The sequence below is a fragment of the Halorubrum persicum genome (assembly GCF_002727125.1).
Taxonomy (GTDB): Archaea; Halobacteriota; Halobacteria; order Halobacteriales; family Haloferacaceae; genus Halorubrum; species Halorubrum persicum.
The window spans coordinates 1-16,961 of sequence record NZ_NHOA01000152.1 but is presented as its reverse complement, the minus strand read 5'-3'; the positions used below and the strand labels follow the sequence as shown (position 1 = coordinate 16,961).

General features: G+C 69.5%; 20 protein-coding genes. 7 read left to right on the top strand and 13 right to left on the bottom strand.

The window, feature by feature from the left end; translation table 11 throughout:
* Window positions 1-560 (bottom strand): ABC transporter permease subunit (locus DJ69_RS16910; protein ID WP_449404446.1); only part of this gene is annotated, 560 nt, incomplete at its 3' end.
* 9 nt (window positions 561-569) lie between these two features.
* Entirely contained in the window at window positions 570-1,871 is a 1,302-nt protein-coding gene (locus DJ69_RS16905) for an ABC transporter substrate-binding protein (protein ID WP_180271863.1), read from the bottom strand.
* Between the two features lie 195 nt (window positions 1,872-2,066).
* Here DJ69_RS16905 and DJ69_RS16900 point away from each other — a divergent pair, with 195 nt between their 5' ends.
* Window positions 2,067-2,939, top strand: coding sequence for a proline dehydrogenase family protein (locus DJ69_RS16900; RefSeq protein ID WP_099256732.1), 873 nt, complete (start codon window positions 2,067-2,069; stop codon window positions 2,937-2,939).
* A 24-nt stretch (window positions 2,940-2,963) separates the two neighbouring features.
* On the opposite strand, the gene DJ69_RS16895 is transcribed toward DJ69_RS16900, so the two are convergent.
* Entirely contained in the window at window positions 2,964-3,701 is a 738-nt protein-coding gene (locus tag DJ69_RS16895) for a helix-turn-helix domain-containing protein (RefSeq protein WP_099256731.1), read from the bottom strand.
* An 89-nt stretch (window positions 3,702-3,790) separates the two neighbouring features.
* Here DJ69_RS16895 and DJ69_RS16890 point away from each other — a divergent pair, with 89 nt between their 5' ends.
* Complete coding sequence (locus DJ69_RS16890; RefSeq protein ID WP_099256729.1) at window positions 3,791-5,311, top strand: aldehyde dehydrogenase family protein; 1,521 nt, start codon at window positions 3,791-3,793, stop codon at window positions 5,309-5,311.
* Here the strand turns inward: DJ69_RS16890 and DJ69_RS16885 are convergent.
* The 7 genes from DJ69_RS16885 to DJ69_RS16855 form a co-directional block, all read right to left on the bottom strand.
* Window positions 5,308-6,225 carry a transcriptional regulator TbsP domain-containing protein gene (locus DJ69_RS16885; RefSeq protein WP_099256727.1) on the bottom strand — a complete coding sequence of 306 codons (918 nt, stop codon included), beginning with the start codon at window positions 6,223-6,225 and terminating at the stop codon, window positions 5,308-5,310. The genes DJ69_RS16890 and DJ69_RS16885 overlap by 4 nt on opposite strands.
* A 99-nt stretch (window positions 6,226-6,324) precedes the next feature.
* Window positions 6,325-6,636, bottom strand: a complete 312-nt coding sequence (locus tag DJ69_RS16880; protein WP_099256726.1) for a CGCGG family putative rSAM-modified RiPP protein — start codon at window positions 6,634-6,636, stop codon at window positions 6,325-6,327.
* Window positions 6,633-7,394, bottom strand: coding sequence for a helix-turn-helix domain-containing protein (locus DJ69_RS16875; RefSeq protein ID WP_245851750.1), 762 nt, complete (start codon window positions 7,392-7,394; stop codon window positions 6,633-6,635). The genes DJ69_RS16880 and DJ69_RS16875 overlap by 4 nt, the downstream gene beginning before the upstream one ends.
* A 136-nt stretch (window positions 7,395-7,530) precedes the next feature.
* Window positions 7,531-8,067, bottom strand: a complete 537-nt coding sequence (locus DJ69_RS16870; RefSeq protein ID WP_099256722.1) for a halocyanin domain-containing protein — start codon at window positions 8,065-8,067, stop codon at window positions 7,531-7,533.
* Window positions 8,068-8,192: 125 nt separating this feature from the next.
* Window positions 8,193-8,414 (bottom strand): DUF2249 domain-containing protein, encoded by a 222-nt coding sequence (locus DJ69_RS16865; protein WP_099256717.1) that lies wholly within the window; start codon window positions 8,412-8,414, stop codon window positions 8,193-8,195.
* Window positions 8,415-8,482: 68 nt separating this feature from the next.
* Window positions 8,483-9,037, bottom strand: coding sequence for a hypothetical protein (locus DJ69_RS16860; protein ID WP_099256700.1), 555 nt, complete (start codon window positions 9,035-9,037; stop codon window positions 8,483-8,485).
* The gene (locus DJ69_RS16855; protein WP_099256698.1) at window positions 9,034-9,348 is read right to left on the bottom strand and encodes a DUF2249 domain-containing protein; all 315 of its coding nucleotides are present in this window, start codon (window positions 9,346-9,348) and stop codon (window positions 9,034-9,036) included. Before DJ69_RS16855 ends, DJ69_RS16860 begins: the two co-directional genes overlap by 4 nt.
* A 171-nt stretch (window positions 9,349-9,519) precedes the next feature.
* Between DJ69_RS16855 and DJ69_RS18075 the strand changes: the two genes are divergently transcribed.
* Together DJ69_RS18075 and DJ69_RS16845 are read left to right on the top strand one after the other, a co-directional pair.
* Window positions 9,520-10,926 (top strand): hypothetical protein, encoded by a 1,407-nt coding sequence (locus DJ69_RS18075; protein WP_144050474.1) that lies wholly within the window; start codon window positions 9,520-9,522, stop codon window positions 10,924-10,926.
* A 146-nt stretch (window positions 10,927-11,072) separates the two neighbouring features.
* Window positions 11,073-11,324 carry a hypothetical protein gene (locus DJ69_RS16845; protein ID WP_099256696.1) on the top strand — a complete coding sequence of 84 codons (252 nt, stop codon included), beginning with the start codon at window positions 11,073-11,075 and terminating at the stop codon, window positions 11,322-11,324.
* Window positions 11,325-11,578: 254 nt separating this feature from the next.
* Here DJ69_RS16845 and DJ69_RS16840 read toward each other — a convergent pair whose 3' ends face one another.
* Window positions 11,579-12,346: a helix-turn-helix domain-containing protein gene (locus tag DJ69_RS16840; RefSeq protein WP_099256695.1), complete on the bottom strand. Its 768-nt coding sequence runs from the start codon at window positions 12,344-12,346 to the stop codon at window positions 11,579-11,581.
* 156 nt (window positions 12,347-12,502) lie between these two features.
* On the opposite strand from DJ69_RS16840, the gene DJ69_RS16835 reads away from it, so the two are divergent.
* On the top strand, window positions 12,503-13,300 hold the full coding sequence (locus DJ69_RS16835) for an aldo/keto reductase (protein WP_099256694.1): 798 nt from the start codon (window positions 12,503-12,505) through the stop codon (window positions 13,298-13,300).
* Window positions 13,301-13,320: 20 nt separating this feature from the next.
* On the opposite strand, the gene DJ69_RS16830 is transcribed toward DJ69_RS16835, so the two are convergent.
* Window positions 13,321-14,310: a phosphotransferase family protein gene (locus tag DJ69_RS16830; protein WP_099256692.1), complete on the bottom strand. Its 990-nt coding sequence runs from the start codon at window positions 14,308-14,310 to the stop codon at window positions 13,321-13,323.
* Between the two features lie 145 nt (window positions 14,311-14,455).
* On the opposite strand from DJ69_RS16830, the gene DJ69_RS16825 reads away from it, so the two are divergent.
* On the top strand, window positions 14,456-16,561 hold the full coding sequence (locus tag DJ69_RS16825) for a hypothetical protein (protein WP_099256690.1): 2,106 nt from the start codon (window positions 14,456-14,458) through the stop codon (window positions 16,559-16,561).
* A gap of 71 nt (window positions 16,562-16,632) precedes the next feature.
* Window positions 16,633-16,782: a DUF7557 family protein gene (locus tag DJ69_RS18595; protein WP_180271862.1), complete on the top strand. Its 150-nt coding sequence runs from the start codon at window positions 16,633-16,635 to the stop codon at window positions 16,780-16,782.
* Between the two features lie 45 nt (window positions 16,783-16,827).
* Here DJ69_RS18595 and DJ69_RS18965 read toward each other — a convergent pair.
* The coding region (locus tag DJ69_RS18965) for a DUF5799 family protein (RefSeq protein WP_245851751.1) at window positions 16,828-16,961 on the bottom strand (134 nt) is incomplete at its 5' end.

The window sequence follows — 16,961 nt, the reverse complement described above, 5'->3', positions numbered from 1 at the left end:
ATGGCGGACAACCCCGACCTCGCGCGCATCTTCCGACCGAGGTCGGTGTACTGCAACAGGACGTGAAGCCCGACGACGAGCACCGCCGCCGAGGCGACGATCGCCACGTCGTGGAGCGTCACCCGGATACCGTACGGGAGGAGCGCCTCGATCGGGCGCAGCGTCTGGATGTCGAACCGGGTGAACCCGGAGCCGAACCGGATCTGGATCACCGCGCGGTAGATGAACGCGATCCCGATCGAGGTGATCAACAGGCCGATCGAGTCGACGTCGAGCGGCTCGTAGATGAGCTTCTCGGTCCCCACCGCGACGACCGCCGCGACGACGATCCCGACGACCAACGCGAGGAAGAAGCCGTACGGCAGCCCCAACACCGCGCCGCCGAGCCCCCCGACGGCGCCGAACGTCACGAGCGCCGTGTACGCGCCGATCGTCATCGTATCGCCGTGCGCGAAGTTGGCGAAGTCGGCGATGCTGTACACCAGCGACAGCCCGATGCTGCCGAGGACGATGATGCTGCTGAAGACCAGCCCGTTAGCCAGGTATCCGAGGACGGTCATCGGTCGGGATCAGCCTTCGATGAAGTCGATGCCTTCGTACGCGTGGTCTTGGACCTCCAAGACCTGAAGGAACCCGACCGGGTCACCGTTCTCGTCGAAGTCGATGGGACCGCTGACCCCCTGGTAGTTGACGTCGTCCGGTCCGCCGCCGTCGGCGAGGATCTCGCTGGCGGCCTGGAAGGAGGTCACTTCCTCCCCGTCGGGGCCGGAGACGCGCCGAACGGTGTCGTTGAGCGCCGAGCCGGTGAACTCGTCGGCGGCCTGGATCGCGAGCGCGGCGTTGATAACGCAGTCGTAGGCGTACGCGGCCCACGAGGTCGGCTGCCGGCCGTACTCCTCCTCGAAGTCCGACGCGAACGACTGGTAGTTCTCTTCCTCGATCGGCGCGGAGGGGACCACGATCTTCATGCCCTCGATACTCCCCTCCGGCGTGTTCTCGATCACGTTGTCGCCGGAGACGGAGTCGGCGCCGTAGAACTGCGCCTCGTACCCCGACGAGTACACCTCGTTGACCATCGTCGCGAACTCCGCCTGGTAGGTGATGAACAGCCAGGCGTCCGCGCCGGAGCTGTCCATCTCGGAGATGACCCCCGAGTAGGACTGCTGCTCCTGGTCGTGCGGGTTGTTGTACGCGATCTCCCCGTCCCACGCGTTGACGAACGCGTCGGTGAGGCTCTGCCCGTAGTCGTTGTTGACGTAGGTGATCGCCACCTCGTCGTAGCCGTCGTCGGCGATGAGGTTCGAGAGCGCGAGCGACTGGCTGCGGCCCGACGGCGACATCCGGAGCAGCCCCGGGAAGTCCGTGAGGTTGAGCCCCGTCGAGTTCTGGCTCAGCTGGACGACGTCCGTCCCCTCGACGACGCTCTCGTAGATGGCCAGCGAGACGCCGGAGCCGACCGCGCCGATGAGGAACGGTACGCCGTCCTGGTTGACGAGCTTCTGGGCGGCGGCGATCCCGCCCTGGTTCTCGCTCTCCGAGTCCTCGACGACGATGTTGAGGTCACGCCCGTCGATGCCGACCTCGTTGACGCGTGACAGGGCGAGGTTGACGCCGCGCTGATTCCGCTCGCCGAACGCCGACAGCGACCCGGTCTGCGAGTCGACCATCCCGATCTCGTAGGCCGCGGTCGAATCGCCGCCGTCGCTCCCGTCCGACCCGTCCGACCCGTCCCCGCCGTCCTCACCGTCGCTCCCGTCCGATCCGTCGGACCCGTCTCCGCCGTCGTCGGTCGTGCTGAGACAGCCCGCGAGGGCGGCGACACCCGCTCCGCCCGTCAGTTTCAGCAGCGTTCTCCGGTCGGCTAGGTCCATGTTATTCCGTGGCATATGTTTCCTGTAGTTCCCGTAGTCGTATGGGCATCTGAAACCCTACCCGTCCATGGTCGGTCGAGGCAGATATTACCTCTCACGTGGTGCAATATTTGCGATCGGGGTTTTATTCGAAGAGGTATCGTGAAATAATTGGTCGGGTGCCCTTATATCCCCGTCGGGGACCCTGGTATCGCTATGATTCCGCCCATCGCGAGCAGCTTCGTCGCCGGCGAGACGCCGGAGGAAGCGCTCGCGCACGTCGAATCTCTCAACGAGCGGGGCGTGGCCGGCATCCTGAATCTTCTCGGCGAACACTACGAGGAGCGGCCACCCGCCGACGGCGACGCGGACGCGTACGTCGATCTCGTCGAGTCGATCGCCGAGCGAGACGTGAACGCCTGCGTCTCCGTGAAGTCCAGCCAGATCGGGCTCGACATCGGCGACGACGCCTTTCAAGAGAACCTCGCTCGCATCGTCGAGGCGGCCAACGCCCCCGAGGCGACCGGTCCCGACGGAACCGGCACGTTCGTCTGGATCGACATGGAGGACCACGAGACCACGGACGTGACGCTCGACGCGTTCGAGCGCCACGCGACCGCGACCGACGGCAACGTCGGAGTGTGCGTGCAGGCGAACCTGAAACGCACGCGCGACGACCTCGAACGGCTCGCCGACCTCCCCGGGAAAGTCCGGCTGGTGAAGGGAGCGTACGACGAGCCGGCGTCGATCGCGTACACCAAGAAGGCCCGCGTCGACGAATCGTACCGCGAGTGCCTCGCGTACATGTTCGAGGCGTTCGACGACGGAGTCGCGGTCGGGAGCCACGACCCCGCGATGATCGACTACGCGGGGGAGCTCCACGCGGAACACGGCACGCCCTACGAGGTCCAGATGTTGACCGGCGTCCGGGAGTCGGCGCAGTTCGACCTCGCGGCCGACCCGAACGTCGACGCCGAGGTGTACCAGTACATCCCGTACGGCACCAAGTGGTTCTCCTACTTCTACCGCCGGATCCGGGAGCGGAAGTCGAACGCGCTGTTCGCGCTGCGGGCGGTCGTCGGTCGCTGAGCGCCCCCGGTCAGGGGTCGACGGTCACGGGTCCAACAGCTTCGACTCCGCCTTCCGCAGGTGTTCGAGCAGCGTCGTCTTCGACACGTCGAGATCGTCGGCCAGCTCGCGCGTGGACGCCTCGCGGGGCCATTCGTAGTACCCGGCTTCGCGGGCGTGCTCGTACACCTCCCGCTGGGTCGTCGTGAGCGTGTCGAGCCGCTGCTCGCGCGGCGACTGGCCCGGCTGTCCCGACGACGACATCGACTGCACGGACACCTCCGCGCCCGCGCTCTCTTGCACCGCGTCGAGCGACTCCCGGATCTCCGTGCGCTCGCCGACGAAACACACCTGCCACTCCTCCCGGCCGTTCTCGATCCTGACCGGGGCGCTGTGGACGAACCCCTGTTCCAGAAGCTTCGGACACATCATGTCGGAGGGGTCGTACTCCAGGAAGAACTCGCGCACGACGTTCCCGGGCGCGTCCCGAGCGCGCCCGAACCGCTCTTGCAGTTCGAGGAGCTCCCCCGACCGGTCCGACGCACGAATCGCGTCCAGCAGCGCCTCCACCTCTTCGTTCGTGTCCGCGAAGGCGGTGAACAGCCCGTTCACCGAGTTCGGCGCGTCACCATCCGCCTTCGGCGAGTTGTAGATCGCGTGAGCGAGGACGCCGCCGTCGGTCTGACGCGTCGCCTCGATCGCCCAGCAGTTCGGGTGCCACAGGTCGAGCGTGAGGCGGGTTCCGGACCAGTTCTCGGCGCCGCTCGGGTCGGTGATAGCCATTGACACCGTATCAATGGCACCGCATCACAAAGACTCTGCCGACCATGGTCGGGTGGGATATTTGGACGTGCCAGCGGGAAGCACCGTCCATGTCGGACGCATACCAACACTACATCGACGGCGAGTGGGTGTCGGGCACGGGCTCGGAGACCTTCGAGAGCGAGAATCCGGCGACCGGCGAGACGCTCGGAACGTTCGAGCGCGGGACCCCGGAGGACGTCGAGACGGCGGTCGACGCCGCCGACGAGGCCTTCGAGGAGTGGCGCGAGCTCTCCCGGATCCAGCGCGCGGAGTACCTCTGGGACGTGTACCACGAGCTGCGCGAGCGGACCGACGAGCTCGGGCAGGTCGTCACCAAGGAGTGCGGCAAGGAGATCTCGGAGGGGAAAGCCGACGTGGTCGAGGCCGCGCACATGGTCGAGTGGGCCGCCGGCGACGCGCGCCACCCGAAGGGCGACATCGTCCCCTCGGAGATCCCCGCGAAGGACGCGTACATGCGCCGGAAGCCGCGCGGCGTCACCGGCTGTATCACGCCGTGGAACTTCCCGGTCGCGATCCCCTACTGGCACATGGCCATCGCGCTGGTCGAGGGGAACACCGTCGTGTTCAAGCCGGCCGAGCAGACCCCGTGGTGCGCGCAGATCATCGCGGAGATGTTCGACGACGCCGGGATCCCCGACGGCGTCTTCAACATGGTCCAGGGGTTCGGCGACGCCGGCAACGCGATCGTCGAGCACGACGACGTGGAGACGGTCGTGTTCACCGGCTCCGCCGAGGTCGGACACCACATCCAGGACAAGCTCGGCGGCGTCCCCGGCAAGCGCGTCGCCTGCGAGATGGGCGGCAAGAACGCGATCGTCGTCACCGAGGAGGCGGACCTCGACATCGCGGTCCACTCCGCGGTGATGTCCTCGTTCAAGACCACCGGTCAGCGCTGCGTCTCCTCCGAGCGCCTGATCGTCCACACGGACGTGTACGACGAGTTCAAAGAGCGGTTCGTCGAGGTCGCCGAGGACGTCTCCGTCGGCGACCCCCTCCAGGAGGACACGTTCATGGGGCCGCTCATCGAGAGCGAACACTTCGAGAAGGTGTCCGAGTACAACGAGCTCGCGCGCACCGAGGACGTGAACGTGCTCGTCGACCGGACCGATCTCGACGACGACGAGATCCCCGACGGCCACGAGGACGGCCACTGGATCGGGCCGTTCGTCTACGAGGCCGACCCCGAGGCCGACCTCCGCTGTACCCACGAGGAGGTGTTCGGGCCGCACGTCGCGCTCTTGGAGTACGACGGCGACATCGAGCGCGCGGTCGAGATCCAGAACGACACCGAGTACGGGCTCGCCGGCGCCATCGTCTCGGAGGACTACCGGCAGATCAACTACTACCGCGACCACGCCGAGCTCGGGTTGGCGTACGGGAACCTCCCCTGTATCGGCGCGGAGGTCCAGCTCCCGTTCGGCGGCGTCAACAAGTCCGGCAACGGCTACCCCTCGGCCCGTGAAGCGATCGAAGCGGTCACCGACCGCACCGCGTGGACCCTGAACAACTCGAAGGAGATCGAGATGGCGCAGGGGCTCTCCGCAGACATCAAGACGAAAGACGACTAGGCGTCTCCGCCGACGGCGACCCCCGCGTTCCGGAGCGCCGCGAGGACGGCGGCCGGCGACGACGCGGCCGCCAGCGCGCCCCGCGCGACGAGCCGCGTTCGGGGGCGCCCCACCGGCTGTGAGACCGACTCCATTCCGAGCAGTCCGGCCTCGACGAGATCGCTTTTTATCCGACTGAACGTCGCCGCGCTCCCGATCCCCGCGTCCTCGCAGGCGCGCCGCAGCTCGCGGTCGATGGCGCCGCGCCGCGCCCCCGCGGCGTACGTCCGAACCCGCGCCCCGCCGCGACCGAGCGGCTCATCGCCGGCGTCGAGCAGGCGGACGGCCTCGGCCGCGACCGCCGCTCCGCATCGGGCTCGAATCGCTCCGTACAGCCGGTGGCGGCTCGGCGTGCGGAGCCGCACCGACTCGGCGTCCGCGACGAGGGGTTCGTAGCGGTCGCGGAGCGTCGCGTCGGTTCCGATCCGGCACCACGCCGCCGCCTCCTCCTCGCCGTCACCGTCTCGCGCGCGCGCCGCCGGAACGAGCACGCACCCGTCGGCTCGCCCCGCGAGGACGGCGTTCGGCTGGGGATCGGCGAGCGTCAGCAGGTCCCAGACCTCGGCCTCCGCGAGCGCCGCGAGCCGGCTCGCCGGGCGGATCCGATCGGCGAGCGCGCCGACGACCGACTCCCTCGCTAACACCGTGAGCGCCGGGAGGTCGGCGGCCGACGAGAGCGGGTCCTCGGTGCCGCGCGCGCCGGCGCGCAGCGCGTCGAGGTCCGGTTCGACCGCCGCGGGCGAAGCGTCTCGGTAGGCCGCGACGAGGGCCGCGAGAAGCTGCGGGTCGGGGTCGACGACGACGGGGTCCGCGAACGACCCGATCGACACCGCCCCGTCAGCCAGCGGGAGGACCGGGCGTGAGACAGTCGCCACTGCACAGTCGGTGTGTCGCGGTCGAAATAAGCGTGGTGACGGACGATGCCCCTCCAGAGGCGACCCTCCGCGGCCGACGGTCGGACCGCGGAGCGCCCGTCAGGCCACCTGCACCCGAGTGACGTGCCCGCCGCAGCCGCACTGTTCGACGTACTCGGGGTCGAGGCCGTACTCCCCTTCGATCGCGTCGTAGAGGAACTCCTCGGGGTGACCGAGCTCCCCGTGTGTGACCAAGTTGACGTGGTTGCCCGCCGTCGTGTGGTCGATCGCCGCCAGCGCGTCGCGGACCGCCAGGTCGGCGTCGTCGGCGTAGCGCGGCGCCTCGAGGTTCGCCGACCAGGAGTTGTCGTGGACTTCGTCGGTGATCGGTTCGGCCGTCTCGTCGTGGTCGTGGGTGTCTGGTTCGCTCATGAGTGGTATGTCTGCGGGTTCGGCGCCGGTTCCGCGTCGGTCTCGGCGTCGAGGTCCCCCTCGTCGTCGTCGCTGTCCGCCGCCCGCTGGTCGTCCGCGTCGCCGCCGGCGTCCTCTCCGCTCCCTCCGTCGCCGGTCGTGTCGCCCTCGTCGCCCTCGTTGGTCCCGTCGTCGAGCGGGCGGTTCGGGAGGTCGTCGACGAACTCCCGAACCACGGTCCGTTCGACCCGCTGAAGCGTCTCGCTGCACGTCGACTTCGCGATTCCGACGTGGTCGGCCACCTCGGTCAGCGTGGACTGCCGCGGCACGTCGTAGTACCCCAGCTCGACGGCCGCGAGCAGGAGCTCCTGCTGGCGGTCGGTCAGCAGCCGGACCGGGTCGACGCGCTGCCGGACGCGCTCGACCTCGTACTCCAGCCCGAGCTCGTCGAAGCGCTTCCCGAGCGCCGCGACGCGCGCGTGTTCGCCGGTGACGTCGACTTCGGCCACGCCGTTCTCGATGTCGAGCGGCATCTCGATCGGGAGCCCCGAGCGCTTCGCGGCGACCAGAAGCACCGGGGCGTTCGTCTCGATCCGGACGGTTGCGACCCCGTCGCCCCGCGCCATCACCGACACCTTCGACAGCGCGGCGTGATCGCGCATCTCCGCGAGCACCGCGTCGACGTCGCGGGCGGTCAGTCTGATGAGCGCGAAGCCGGCGCTCTCGTCCGGCACCGCGGTGAGCACGCGGAACCCGGCGTCCGGGAAGTCGCGCGACACGTCAGCTATCCACGGTCCGTCGGGTAAATCGACTAGGAGGCGTGCCTGTGGCATGGGTGATCAGTGGGTGGGATCTGGGGTGGTCATCGGTGTGCGATCGGTACGGCTCCGAATCGGTCGGCGCTGCCGCGGGGCGCTACTCCACGTAGATTGCGCCCTTCATGCCGACCGCCTCGTGGGGCGTGCAGACGTAGGTGTACGTTCCGGAGTCCTCGAAGGTCTGCTCGAAGGTGTGGCCCTCGTCGCCGACGGTGTCGCTCTCGAACGCGCCCTCGGTGGCGGCGACGTTGTGGCTCCCGCCCTGCCCGGTCCACTCCCAGACGACGGTCGTGCCGGACGAGACGGCCACCGCGGCCGGCCCGAAGGTGAGCCCGTCGTTGGCGCCTACGCCGACGGTTACCTCGTCGGCGTCCCGCATGTCGACCGTGCCCTCGTAGTTGCTCACGTCCTCGAAGAAGCCGTCGTAGTTCGGCTCCTCGGAGAGGTACTCTCCGCCGCCGCTGCCGCCGTCGGAGCCGTCGGAACCATCCGACCCGTCGGAGCCGTCCGACCCGCCGGAACCGTCCGAGCCCTCGTTCCCACTGCTGCCGCCACAGCCCGCCAGTGCGATGGTCGCGCCGACCGCAGCAGTCGTCTGAACGAACGTACGCCGGTCGAGTGTGCGTCGGGTCATGCAACACGACGTAGGGGAGTAGGGGGAATACCTTCGGCGGGAATTCCCGCCGCGTAGGGGTTCACACCGAACAGTTCGGCCGGGAGTATAAAAGGGAGCGCGAGCGGGCGAGCAGGTCGCCGCGCTCACTCTCGTTCGATCCTGACGCGCCACTCGTCGTCGTCGACGCGCTCGGTCTCGTGGGCGAACCCGCGGTCGGCCAGCACGTCGTAGAGGGGTTCCGGCTCGAACCCGTTGATCAGGAGCAGCGAGTCGTCCGGACCGAGCTCGTCGAGCGCGTCGCTGATGACCGGGAACGGCGGGGCGTCTCGGTCGCGAACGTCGAGGACGGATTCGTGCTCTGTCATCGGTCCGCCGGTACGTCCGGTCTCTGCATGGTCGTTTGCGGGAACATGTTCGACCGAGACCGGCGCGGTCAGAACGGCGCCCCCGGATCGGCGGGCGAGTCGCCGCGATCGCTCGGAGCGCCGCCCGCGCCCGCGAGACCGCTCCCCTCCGACGGCTCCGGCTCGCCCTCGCCGGTCTCCATCTTCGCGAGCCGCTCGTTGACGGCGTCGCTCCCGTCGAGCGAGGCGTCGACGCGGACGCGGATCAGGTCGTAGCCGTGGGTGTCGACCGCGTCGAGCGCGCGGAACGCCCCCACCGCGAGCGGCTCGGCCTGCGGGCAGAAGGCGGTGGTCGGGGTGAACTCGGCCCGGAGCGTCGCGGGGTCGTCGCCCTCCGCCGCGTACCGGAACCCCGCGTCGGTGTGTCGCGGGTCGCGGTTGAGCCGCGCGAGGTTGTAGCCGAACGTGGCGTCGTACACGCCGTACTCCTCGAAGGCGTCCGCGACCGTCCGATGGAGCGCGACGTGTTCGCGCCCGTCGAGCACGTCGTGGTCCGCGAGGAAGGCGCCGGGCGTCGGGATGTGCTCGGGGACGAACGCGTCGGCCGGATCGAACTGGGGCTCGGCACCCCCGAGGAAGCTCATCGGTCGCCCTCCGCTGGATTTCCGACGGCATCTCCCGTCTCGCCGCCCCCTCCCGCCCAGATCGCCGTGATCACCGCGTCGTCGGTCTCGACCGTCTCGTAGACGTAGCCGCGGTCGTCGAGTTTCGGGTAGAGGAACTGCGGCGCCCGATCGTTGCGCTGGACCAGCACGGCCTCGTTCGGGAGGTCGGCGAGGAGTTCGAGCGTCCGCCGCAGCGGTTCCGGTGGGCCGAGCGCCCGAACGTCGAGCGTCTCGACGGGTCGCTCCGCGGGCGCGTCCGTCCGTTCGAGCGCGGTGGTCTCCAGTTCCATGCGCGACAGTCGGGTCCCCACTCCCGGGTAGTTTGTTCCGAACGTGTTCGGGGGTTGTTGTTCCGACCGGTCGGCGCTGCCGACCGCCGTTCCTCTCGACCTCTCTGACCACCACTACCCCCGAACACGTTCGTGCGTACCCACAGGGCCGGTCGGGACGTACGCGCACACATGCGAGGCGTTCCCGGCGATCTCACGACTTCGACGCGCCCGCCGACCACGATCCCGCTCCGGCACTTCCTCGTCGCGTTGGCGTTCCTCGTCGGCGGCGGCGGGCTCGCGCTCTGCCGCGTCGCGGGTCTGGCGGGAGCGGGCGCCGGCCTCGGCGGGATCGCGGTCGCGCACCTGCTCCTCGTCGGCTGGGTGTGTCTCACGATCATCGGCGCGATGACGCAGTTCGTCCCCGTCTGGTCGGGCGTCGAGATCCACTCCGAGCGGCTGGCGACGCTCCAGTTGGTCGCCGTCGCGGTCGGCGTCGGCGGGTTCGCCGCCGGCCTCTGGCTCGGTCGTCCGGGCGACGCCGCGCTCATGGCGGGCGTCATGGCGCTCGGGATCGCGGTCTTCGCGTACAACGTCGCCCGGACGCTGTGGCGCGCGCGCCCCTTCGACACCACCGAGGCGCACTTCGCGCTCGCGGTCTTGTTCCTCGCGCTCGCGGCCGTCCTCGGCGTGACGCTCGCCGCGGACTATCGGTGGGGGGTGCTCGCCGGGACCGGACTCTCGCGGCCCGCGGTCGTCGACGCGCACGTCACGCTGGCCGTCCTCGGCGCCGTGGTGACGACCGTGATCGGGGCGCTGTACCAGCTCGGGCCGATGTTCACGCAGACGGACGCGCTCTCGGTCGAAACGCGCGCGGCGCGGGTCGAGACCGCGGCGTATCCGGTCGGCGTCGGCGCGCTCGCGGCGGGACGGCTGGTCGAACAGGCGGCCGTCGCCGCGGTCGGCGGACTGCTCGTCGCCGGGGGCGTGGCGGTCGCGGGCGCGATCCTCCTCCGGCGGATCCGGGACGCGACCGGCGCGGCGACTCCGATGCTCTCGCGGTACGCGGTCGTGGCCCTCGCGTCCCTCGCGTGGAGCGCGACCGCGGCCGCGACGTGGGTCCGGTCGCCCCTCGGCGCGGGCGTCCGGTTCGGTCACCCGGCTGTCGGCCCCGTCCTGCTCGGCGCGCTCGTCGGGTTCGTCGTCGTCGGGAGCCTCTACCACGTCGTCCCCTTCATCGTCTGGCTCGATCGGTACGCCGACCGGGTCGGGCTGGAGCGCGTGCCCGCGATCGACGACCTCTACGACGCCCGGACCGCGACGGCCGACCTCGCCGCGACTCTCGGGGGCGCCGTGCTGGTGCTCGCCGCCGCGGTCTCGCCCGCGGTCGCGTCGTTTGGGGGAGACTGGCCGCTCGCCGACGGCGTCGGCGGGACCGTTCACGTGGCCGGCGGGGCCCTCATCGTCGCCGGCGCGCTGCTGTTCGCCGGCAACATGGCCGACACCGTGCGCCGGCACGGCGGCCCGGAGCTGCTCCGTCGCGCCGCGGAGGGGTCGGCGACGGAGACGCCGGAGGCGTCGGACGTGTCGGAGCGGTAGTCTCAGAGAGCGGTGTTCGGCGGCGGGCGGTGGTGTGTCGCGCGGCGGACAGTGACGCGCGGCGTCAGAGCGTGCCGTGTGACAGTGTGAGACGTAACGGCAGGTGTCGGGTGCGGCTTAACCCCGTTGAGCCCCAAGGTGTTCGTATGACCACACAATCGCAGGATCGGCTGCTCGGAATCGCGGTTGCCTCCCTCATCGCAGCGTTCGGGGGCGACCTCCTGGGGATGTCACCCCTCGTCACGGTCGGGGTCGCGAGTTTCTTCCTCGCCGTGGCGGCGCTGCTGGCGCTCATGACGGCGTCGCTTGTCGTCGGGCTCAGCCAGCTCTCCGGCCCGGACATGCACGCTCCGGTCCCGGCCGAGAAGGCTCGTTTCCCGACGCTCGACGAACGCTGAGCTGACGGCCTTCCGAACACCGAAAGCCGCGGTTCCCTCGGCCTAACCCCTTTTCAAATCCGTTTCGCACGCATCGCGACGGCGACGACCTCGGCCGCGCTCACCCCTGTTCGGGACGAGCGCTCGCTCGCGCTCCCGCAGTCGGGGCCGTGGCCACTGGACCGTTGGCGAGCGGAGCCGAATCGGTGGGTTCGACCCCGCTCCTGATCACGACGGTCGAACCCCGGATAGCTGGCAGCGAACAGTTCGGGGCGTTAACGCCCGTCCCCGAACGCCTGCGAGAAGAGCGTGTCCGTCACGGCTCGGAGGTGTTCCGAGACCGTGGACTTCGCGAGGTCGAGATCCGCCGCGATCTCCTCCGCGGAGGCGCCGTCGCCGTTGAAGTACCCTTTCTCGGCCGCGACCGACGCGATCTCCGCCTGCCGGTCCGTCACGCCGGAGAGATCGATCGGGACGACGTCGCGACAGTCCCCGCCCGCCGCGCTCCGATCGCCGCGGTCGACGCACAGCCGGCGCAGTTCGACGCCGAGCCCGGCGTCCTCGCACTCGTCGACGATGGCCTGGAGCTCCTCGTGGCCCGTCAGCACGAACGAGAGGCGCAGCTCGCCCTCCTCCATCTCGGTCCGGCGCGGGGAGACCGGGAAGTTCGCGAACGCCGACGGGAGCCCGCCGCACGAGCACCCGTCGCAGGCGACGTCACCGGGTGGGGGAGATGCGGACGAGGGCGCCGACGGACGGGCGGCGTCGGCTCCCGGATCGGTCTCCGGCGCGCCGATCGCCACGCCGCCGTCGGTCGCGGGGCGCGCACAGGTGATCTGGTAGCGCCCGTGCGCCTCGCCGCCGAACTCGACCAGATCGAGCCCGCTCGGCGGGTCCGTCGGCGGATCGGGAGCGACGAACTCGACGCGGGCGTCGTCGGGGTCGACCCGGAACGATTCGACCGGCGTGTCAGACGAGAGCGCGGCCACGGGACAGCCCTCGCAGGCGGATACGGCGAGTTCGACGTGGATCCCGTTGGTCATACCTGCAGATTGGGGCGCAACACCGTATATAACGCCGAGCGGTTTCCAACCCAATGAAAACGCGTGTCTGCGGAGCAGACGCCGCCTGCGGTCGATTCTCCCGCGGTCCGTTCCGGTGGGCGCGCCCTTTTGTCGTCACGGATAGAATCGGGGGCCATGCCGCCGCTCGAACTCCCGCTCGGCCTCGGTACGTCCGGGCTCGACGACCCCGCGGAGTGTCGCGACACGGTCACCGCCGCGCTCGAAGCGGGATACCGCCACGTCGACACCGCGCAGATGTACGACAACGAAGTCGCCGTCGGCGAGGGGATCGCCGCGGCCGACGTGGACCGCGACGACGTGACCGTGGCCACGAAGGTCCACCCAGACAACCTCGCGCCGGAAGCCGTCCGCGAGACCGCCCGCGAGAGCCTCGACCGACTGGGGCTCGACCGCGTCGACCTGCTGTACGTCCACTGGCCCACCGGGGCCTACGACCCGGACGCGACGCTGCCGGCGTTCGACGCGCTCAGGGACGAGGGCGTCACCGATCACGTCGGCGTCTCGAACTTCACGCCGGCGCTGCTCCGGGAGGCCGATCGGATCCTCGACGCGCCGATCGCCGCCCACCAGGTGGAGTGTCACCCGCGGTTCCAGCAGCCGGCGCTCCGCGAGCTCGCGGCCGAGTTCGACCACCGGCTCGTCGGCTACTCCCCGCTGGCCCGCGGGGACCTGTTCGGCGACGACGCGTTCGTCGAGATCGCCGAGCGCCACGACCGCCCGCCGGCGGTCCTCGCGCTCGGGTGGGCGCTCGCTCGCGACGTGACTCCGATCCCGAAGGCGACCGGCGACCACGTGGCCGAGAACCTGCGCGCGGTCAACGTCGAGATCTCCGAGGCCGCCCTCGACGCGGTCGACGCGCTGGAGCGCGGCGAGCGCCGGCTCGACCCCGACGACACGGCGTGGAACCGGTGACGCGCCCGTAGAACCCGTTTTCAGACCGCGTCCAGCCGCGCCCGCAGTTCGGCGTCCGCCCGCTCGACGAGCGACTCCAGCGGCTCGTCGAGATACGGGACCCACTGGTCGATGAACCCCGAACGCCCGAGCATCCTGATGACCCCGTACACCGGCCGCCGCTCGGCGAACCCCGGTGGGAGCCCGCCGGCGCGGTCGCGGTATCCGTTGTAAAATGCGTCCGCGTACCGCTCCGGTCCCCTGCTGTCGAACCCGTTGAGAAGCTGGTCCTCCGCCCGGACCAAATCGCGAGCCGGGTCGCCGACGTGCGCGAGCTCCCAGTCGATCGGGACGATCCCGTGCGGGCCGCCGTCCGTCCCCGAACCCCCGTCGTCGACCGCGAACAGGTTCGGCATCGCCACGTCGCCGTGGAGCAGCGCGGCCGGGGCCCCCGCTAGTCGCTCCCGGTTCGCTTCGACGCAGTCGAACACGGCGTCGTAGTGGTCCGCCAGCCGCTCCGAGGTGCCGATCTCGCGGGTGCGCTCGACCGTCGCGCGGAGCACGTCCGGCCACGGGGCCCGATCGAGATCGAGGCCGCCGTCCGCGTCGCTTCCGACGATCTCCCCGTGAGCCGCGAACCGCGTTGCGTGGAGCGCCGCGAGCGTCGCGCCGACGCGCCGGAGGAGCGCCTTCCGACGCTCCTCTCCGGCGTCCTCCCAGACCCCGAGCAGCTCGCGGCCCGGCGCCGGCGCCGTCACGAGATACGGCACGGACGCGTTCGGGTCGCCGGCCACCACTGCGGGACCCGCCACCGACCGCTCCGCGTCGAGGTACCGGAGCACGGCCAGCTCGCGGGCGATCCGGGTGCCGTCGTCGTCGACCGCGACCTTGCAGAACGCGCGCTCCCCGTCGGCGAAGGCGACGCCCACCGTCTCGTTGGCGCCGTTCCACGACGGACCGACCCCGAACGTCCGGTCGATGGACCGCCCCGGGAACGCCCTCCCGAGCGCGGTCGCGACCCTCTCGTCCATGAGTTTCGGTCACGCACGGCTGATATTAAGAATTCTGCCACTAATTCGAATATTTGAAATAAACTGACGGTAATACTGCGGGGATATCGGGAGAAGAGCGGATTAACCGACAACCTCATACATATCGTCGAATTATCAGAAAATTGTGAGCGACGACGAGATAGACGGGCGGATCGGGTTCGAGGTCGACGGGCGGACGCTGTGCATCCGCGACGCGTTGGAGGGAGAGGCCCTCTCCCTCCGCTTCGACCGGGAGCCGCAGCCCCAACCGGCGTTGACCGAGCTGTTTCCCGTCCCCGTCGATCGAGCCGTCAGCCTCGAGGCGGAGTCGGTGTCGCTTCTCGTGGAGACGATCGTAACCGTTCGCAACGCCAACGGGGAGTTCGTCGCACAGCTCGACGACTCGACGGAGTTCCCTCGAGGGACCTACTACATCGATGTGAACGGGGCGACGAAGGCGCTCGTTCGGGCCCCGGACGTGGAGATGTCCGCGACAGGAATGGTCGACTCGGAGGCCGTTGAGCTGACCTTCGACCGCCCAACCACCGTTACGGTCGCCGCGCGGTCGCTCCACACGCGGCCTGAGGCGACGATCACCGTCCCGGACGACCCGTCGGCGCTCGCCGAGGCGGTGTCGGTCCTCGGCTCGTCGATCAAGGAGTTCACCCCGGAGCGATCGTGGCCGACGCTCCGGGGGTATCCGCCCCGGATCCGCGTCGGCGACGAGCTCGACATCCCGAGCCCGCTCGTCTCCCCCGACACCGGCGTCGGGGTCGTCGTGCGACCGACGTACGACGACGTGTACCGACTCTCGACGCTCGCGTACTACCTCGGTGCGCGCGTCGTCGTCGGCGACGCGCCGGCGATCCGGCTCGACACCGGCTACGTCGAGTCGCTGCCGACCGAGGGTGTCGCGCTCGAAGAGCGCGCCGAGAAGCTGCTCCGGACGTGGTTCTTCCTCGACACGCTCGCGCGGACGGAGGGATACGTGAAGTCGGACCGACACGAGTATGAACTGGTGGGGGGAGAGCTTTCGTTCTACCCGCCGAATCTCGCCGACCTGTCGATGAGCGAACGGCTGATGGAGTATCTGGAGGTCGACCCCGAGACGGTCGCGCCGTACACGCCCGAGTGGCCGACCAAGGCGGTGGTCCGACCGGTCCCCGAGTCCGCCGAACTCCTTCCGCATCTCGCGCACGTTCTCGCCCCCGTTCGCGTTCGAGGGCCAGCTGACCCGACCGCGGACGGGCCGATCGCGCTCGCGACATCGCCGTGGACGAACTACCGAAAAGACGACTCCGGCGGCAGCGAGATACCCGTCCCGGACGGCCCCTCGATCCCTGCTGGAACGGCCGCTCTGACGGCGGAGAGCTACGAAAACCCACTCAGCCGATCGAAGACCGCGCGCGGCGAGATTCGGGTCGTCGTCCTCACCGATTCCGCGGAGCGCGCCGAGGGACTCCGCCAGGCCCTCGCCGATCCGGCGGTGCCGAGCGGGATCGGGACGTGGGAGGTGATAGACCGCCCGGAGTCGGACACCGTCAGATCGACGCTCTCCGACTCAGCGGTCGACATCGCGTACTGTAGCCTGCCTACCGAACCCGATCAGGTCGTCGCCGCGGACGGCGCGGTCTCGCTCGACGGTCTCGGCGCCGCTCCGGCGCTCGCCGTGTTCGAAACCGACCCGGCTCCCGCGTTCGGAACGTCGATCATCGAGAACGGCGGGCTCTCCGCGATTCTCACCGAGGACATGCTCGATCCCGGGTCCGCACGGGGGCTCATCGGATTGCTGTCGTCCGGAGTCCCGACTGCCGCGAGCGTCGGGCTGTCCGGTATCGAAGGGGAAACTCGAACGCGGATCGTCGGCGATCCCGGGATCGAGATCGCCTCGGACAGCATTTTGGCAGTCCACGTGTACTCGGTTCGATCGGAGTCGCCAACGTCCCATCATATCGACCGCGGATCCGTGTTATCCCTTTCAGTACGGCCCGGTACCGAACACCAACTGTTCGCCGAGGTTTTTCATTCTATGGAGGAGCTACAGGGCCGAACTGGTATCAGTGGGCCCACCGTCGACTCCTCGGAGCTCTGGTGGCTTCTCAACCAAGACGACGTGGTCCTCCGGCTCAACGGGAGACTGCTGTTACCGGACGACATCGACGAGGAGGCCGACACCGAGCGGTTGGCCCGCCGGCATCTCTCTCGGGAGAACGACCCGGCCGAGGGTGTGTCGGAGCACTGCTCGGAGTGACGAGATCGCGATCGCGTCTCGCTTCGCCGACGCCGGTGGGTTTTACTTCGCTTGCGGACGAACTCACGGTCATGCCTCAGATCCACCTCGACGAGGAGACGATCGAGCGGCTGGACGCGCTCCGACTCGACGACGAGGAGTACGACGAGATCGTCACCGAGCTCATCAACATCTACGAAGCCGAGGAGCTGACGCTGTTCCGCGGGAGCGACGTCGAATAAGGCAAGGGCACTGAGCCCTCGAATCGATACCACCCGTCCGTGCCGCTACTCCTGATACGCGACCCGGACCTGCTCCCACTTCCCGACATCTTCGAGGTGGGCCTGCAGCTCGTCCGCGTACTCTTGGACGAGCCGCTCGGCCGCGTCCACCTCCTCGTCGGAGGGGCCGTCGCTCCCGC

What these genes read in the sequence shown, in the direction of transcription:
- DJ69_RS16865 (WP_099256717.1), bottom strand. Translation starts at nt 8,414, where the DNA reads ATGACAGAGCACGAATCCGTCCTCGACGTTCGCGACCGAGACGCCCCG.
- DJ69_RS16895 (WP_099256731.1), bottom strand. Translation starts at nt 3,701, where the DNA reads ATGGCTATCACCGACCCGAGCGGCGCCGAGAACTGGTCCGGAACCCGC.
- DJ69_RS16905 (WP_180271863.1), bottom strand. Translation starts at nt 1,871, where the DNA reads ATGGACCTAGCCGACCGGAGAACGCTGCTGAAACTGACGGGCGGAGCG.
- DJ69_RS16840 (WP_099256695.1), bottom strand. Translation starts at nt 12,346, where the DNA reads ATGACCAACGGGATCCACGTCGAACTCGCCGTATCCGCCTGCGAGGGC.
- DJ69_RS18075 (WP_144050474.1), top strand. Translation starts at nt 9,520, where the DNA reads ATGCGAGGCGTTCCCGGCGATCTCACGACTTCGACGCGCCCGCCGACC.
- DJ69_RS16870 (WP_099256722.1), bottom strand. Translation starts at nt 8,067, where the DNA reads ATGACCCGACGCACACTCGACCGGCGTACGTTCGTTCAGACGACTGCT.
- DJ69_RS16880 (WP_099256726.1), bottom strand. Translation starts at nt 6,636, where the DNA reads ATGAGCGAACCAGACACCCACGACCACGACGAGACGGCCGAACCGATC.
- DJ69_RS16855 (WP_099256698.1), bottom strand. Translation starts at nt 9,348, where the DNA reads ATGGAACTGGAGACCACCGCGCTCGAACGGACGGACGCGCCCGCGGAG.
- DJ69_RS16845 (WP_099256696.1), top strand. Translation starts at nt 11,073, where the DNA reads ATGACCACACAATCGCAGGATCGGCTGCTCGGAATCGCGGTTGCCTCC.
- DJ69_RS18595 (WP_180271862.1), top strand. Translation starts at nt 16,633, where the DNA reads ATGCCTCAGATCCACCTCGACGAGGAGACGATCGAGCGGCTGGACGCG.
- DJ69_RS16860 (WP_099256700.1), bottom strand. Translation starts at nt 9,037, where the DNA reads ATGAGCTTCCTCGGGGGTGCCGAGCCCCAGTTCGATCCGGCCGACGCG.
- DJ69_RS16835 (WP_099256694.1), top strand. Translation starts at nt 12,503, where the DNA reads ATGCCGCCGCTCGAACTCCCGCTCGGCCTCGGTACGTCCGGGCTCGAC.
- DJ69_RS16830 (WP_099256692.1), bottom strand. Translation starts at nt 14,310, where the DNA reads ATGGACGAGAGGGTCGCGACCGCGCTCGGGAGGGCGTTCCCGGGGCGG.
- DJ69_RS16900 (WP_099256732.1), top strand. Translation starts at nt 2,067, where the DNA reads ATGATTCCGCCCATCGCGAGCAGCTTCGTCGCCGGCGAGACGCCGGAG.
- DJ69_RS16890 (WP_099256729.1), top strand. Translation starts at nt 3,791, where the DNA reads ATGTCGGACGCATACCAACACTACATCGACGGCGAGTGGGTGTCGGGC.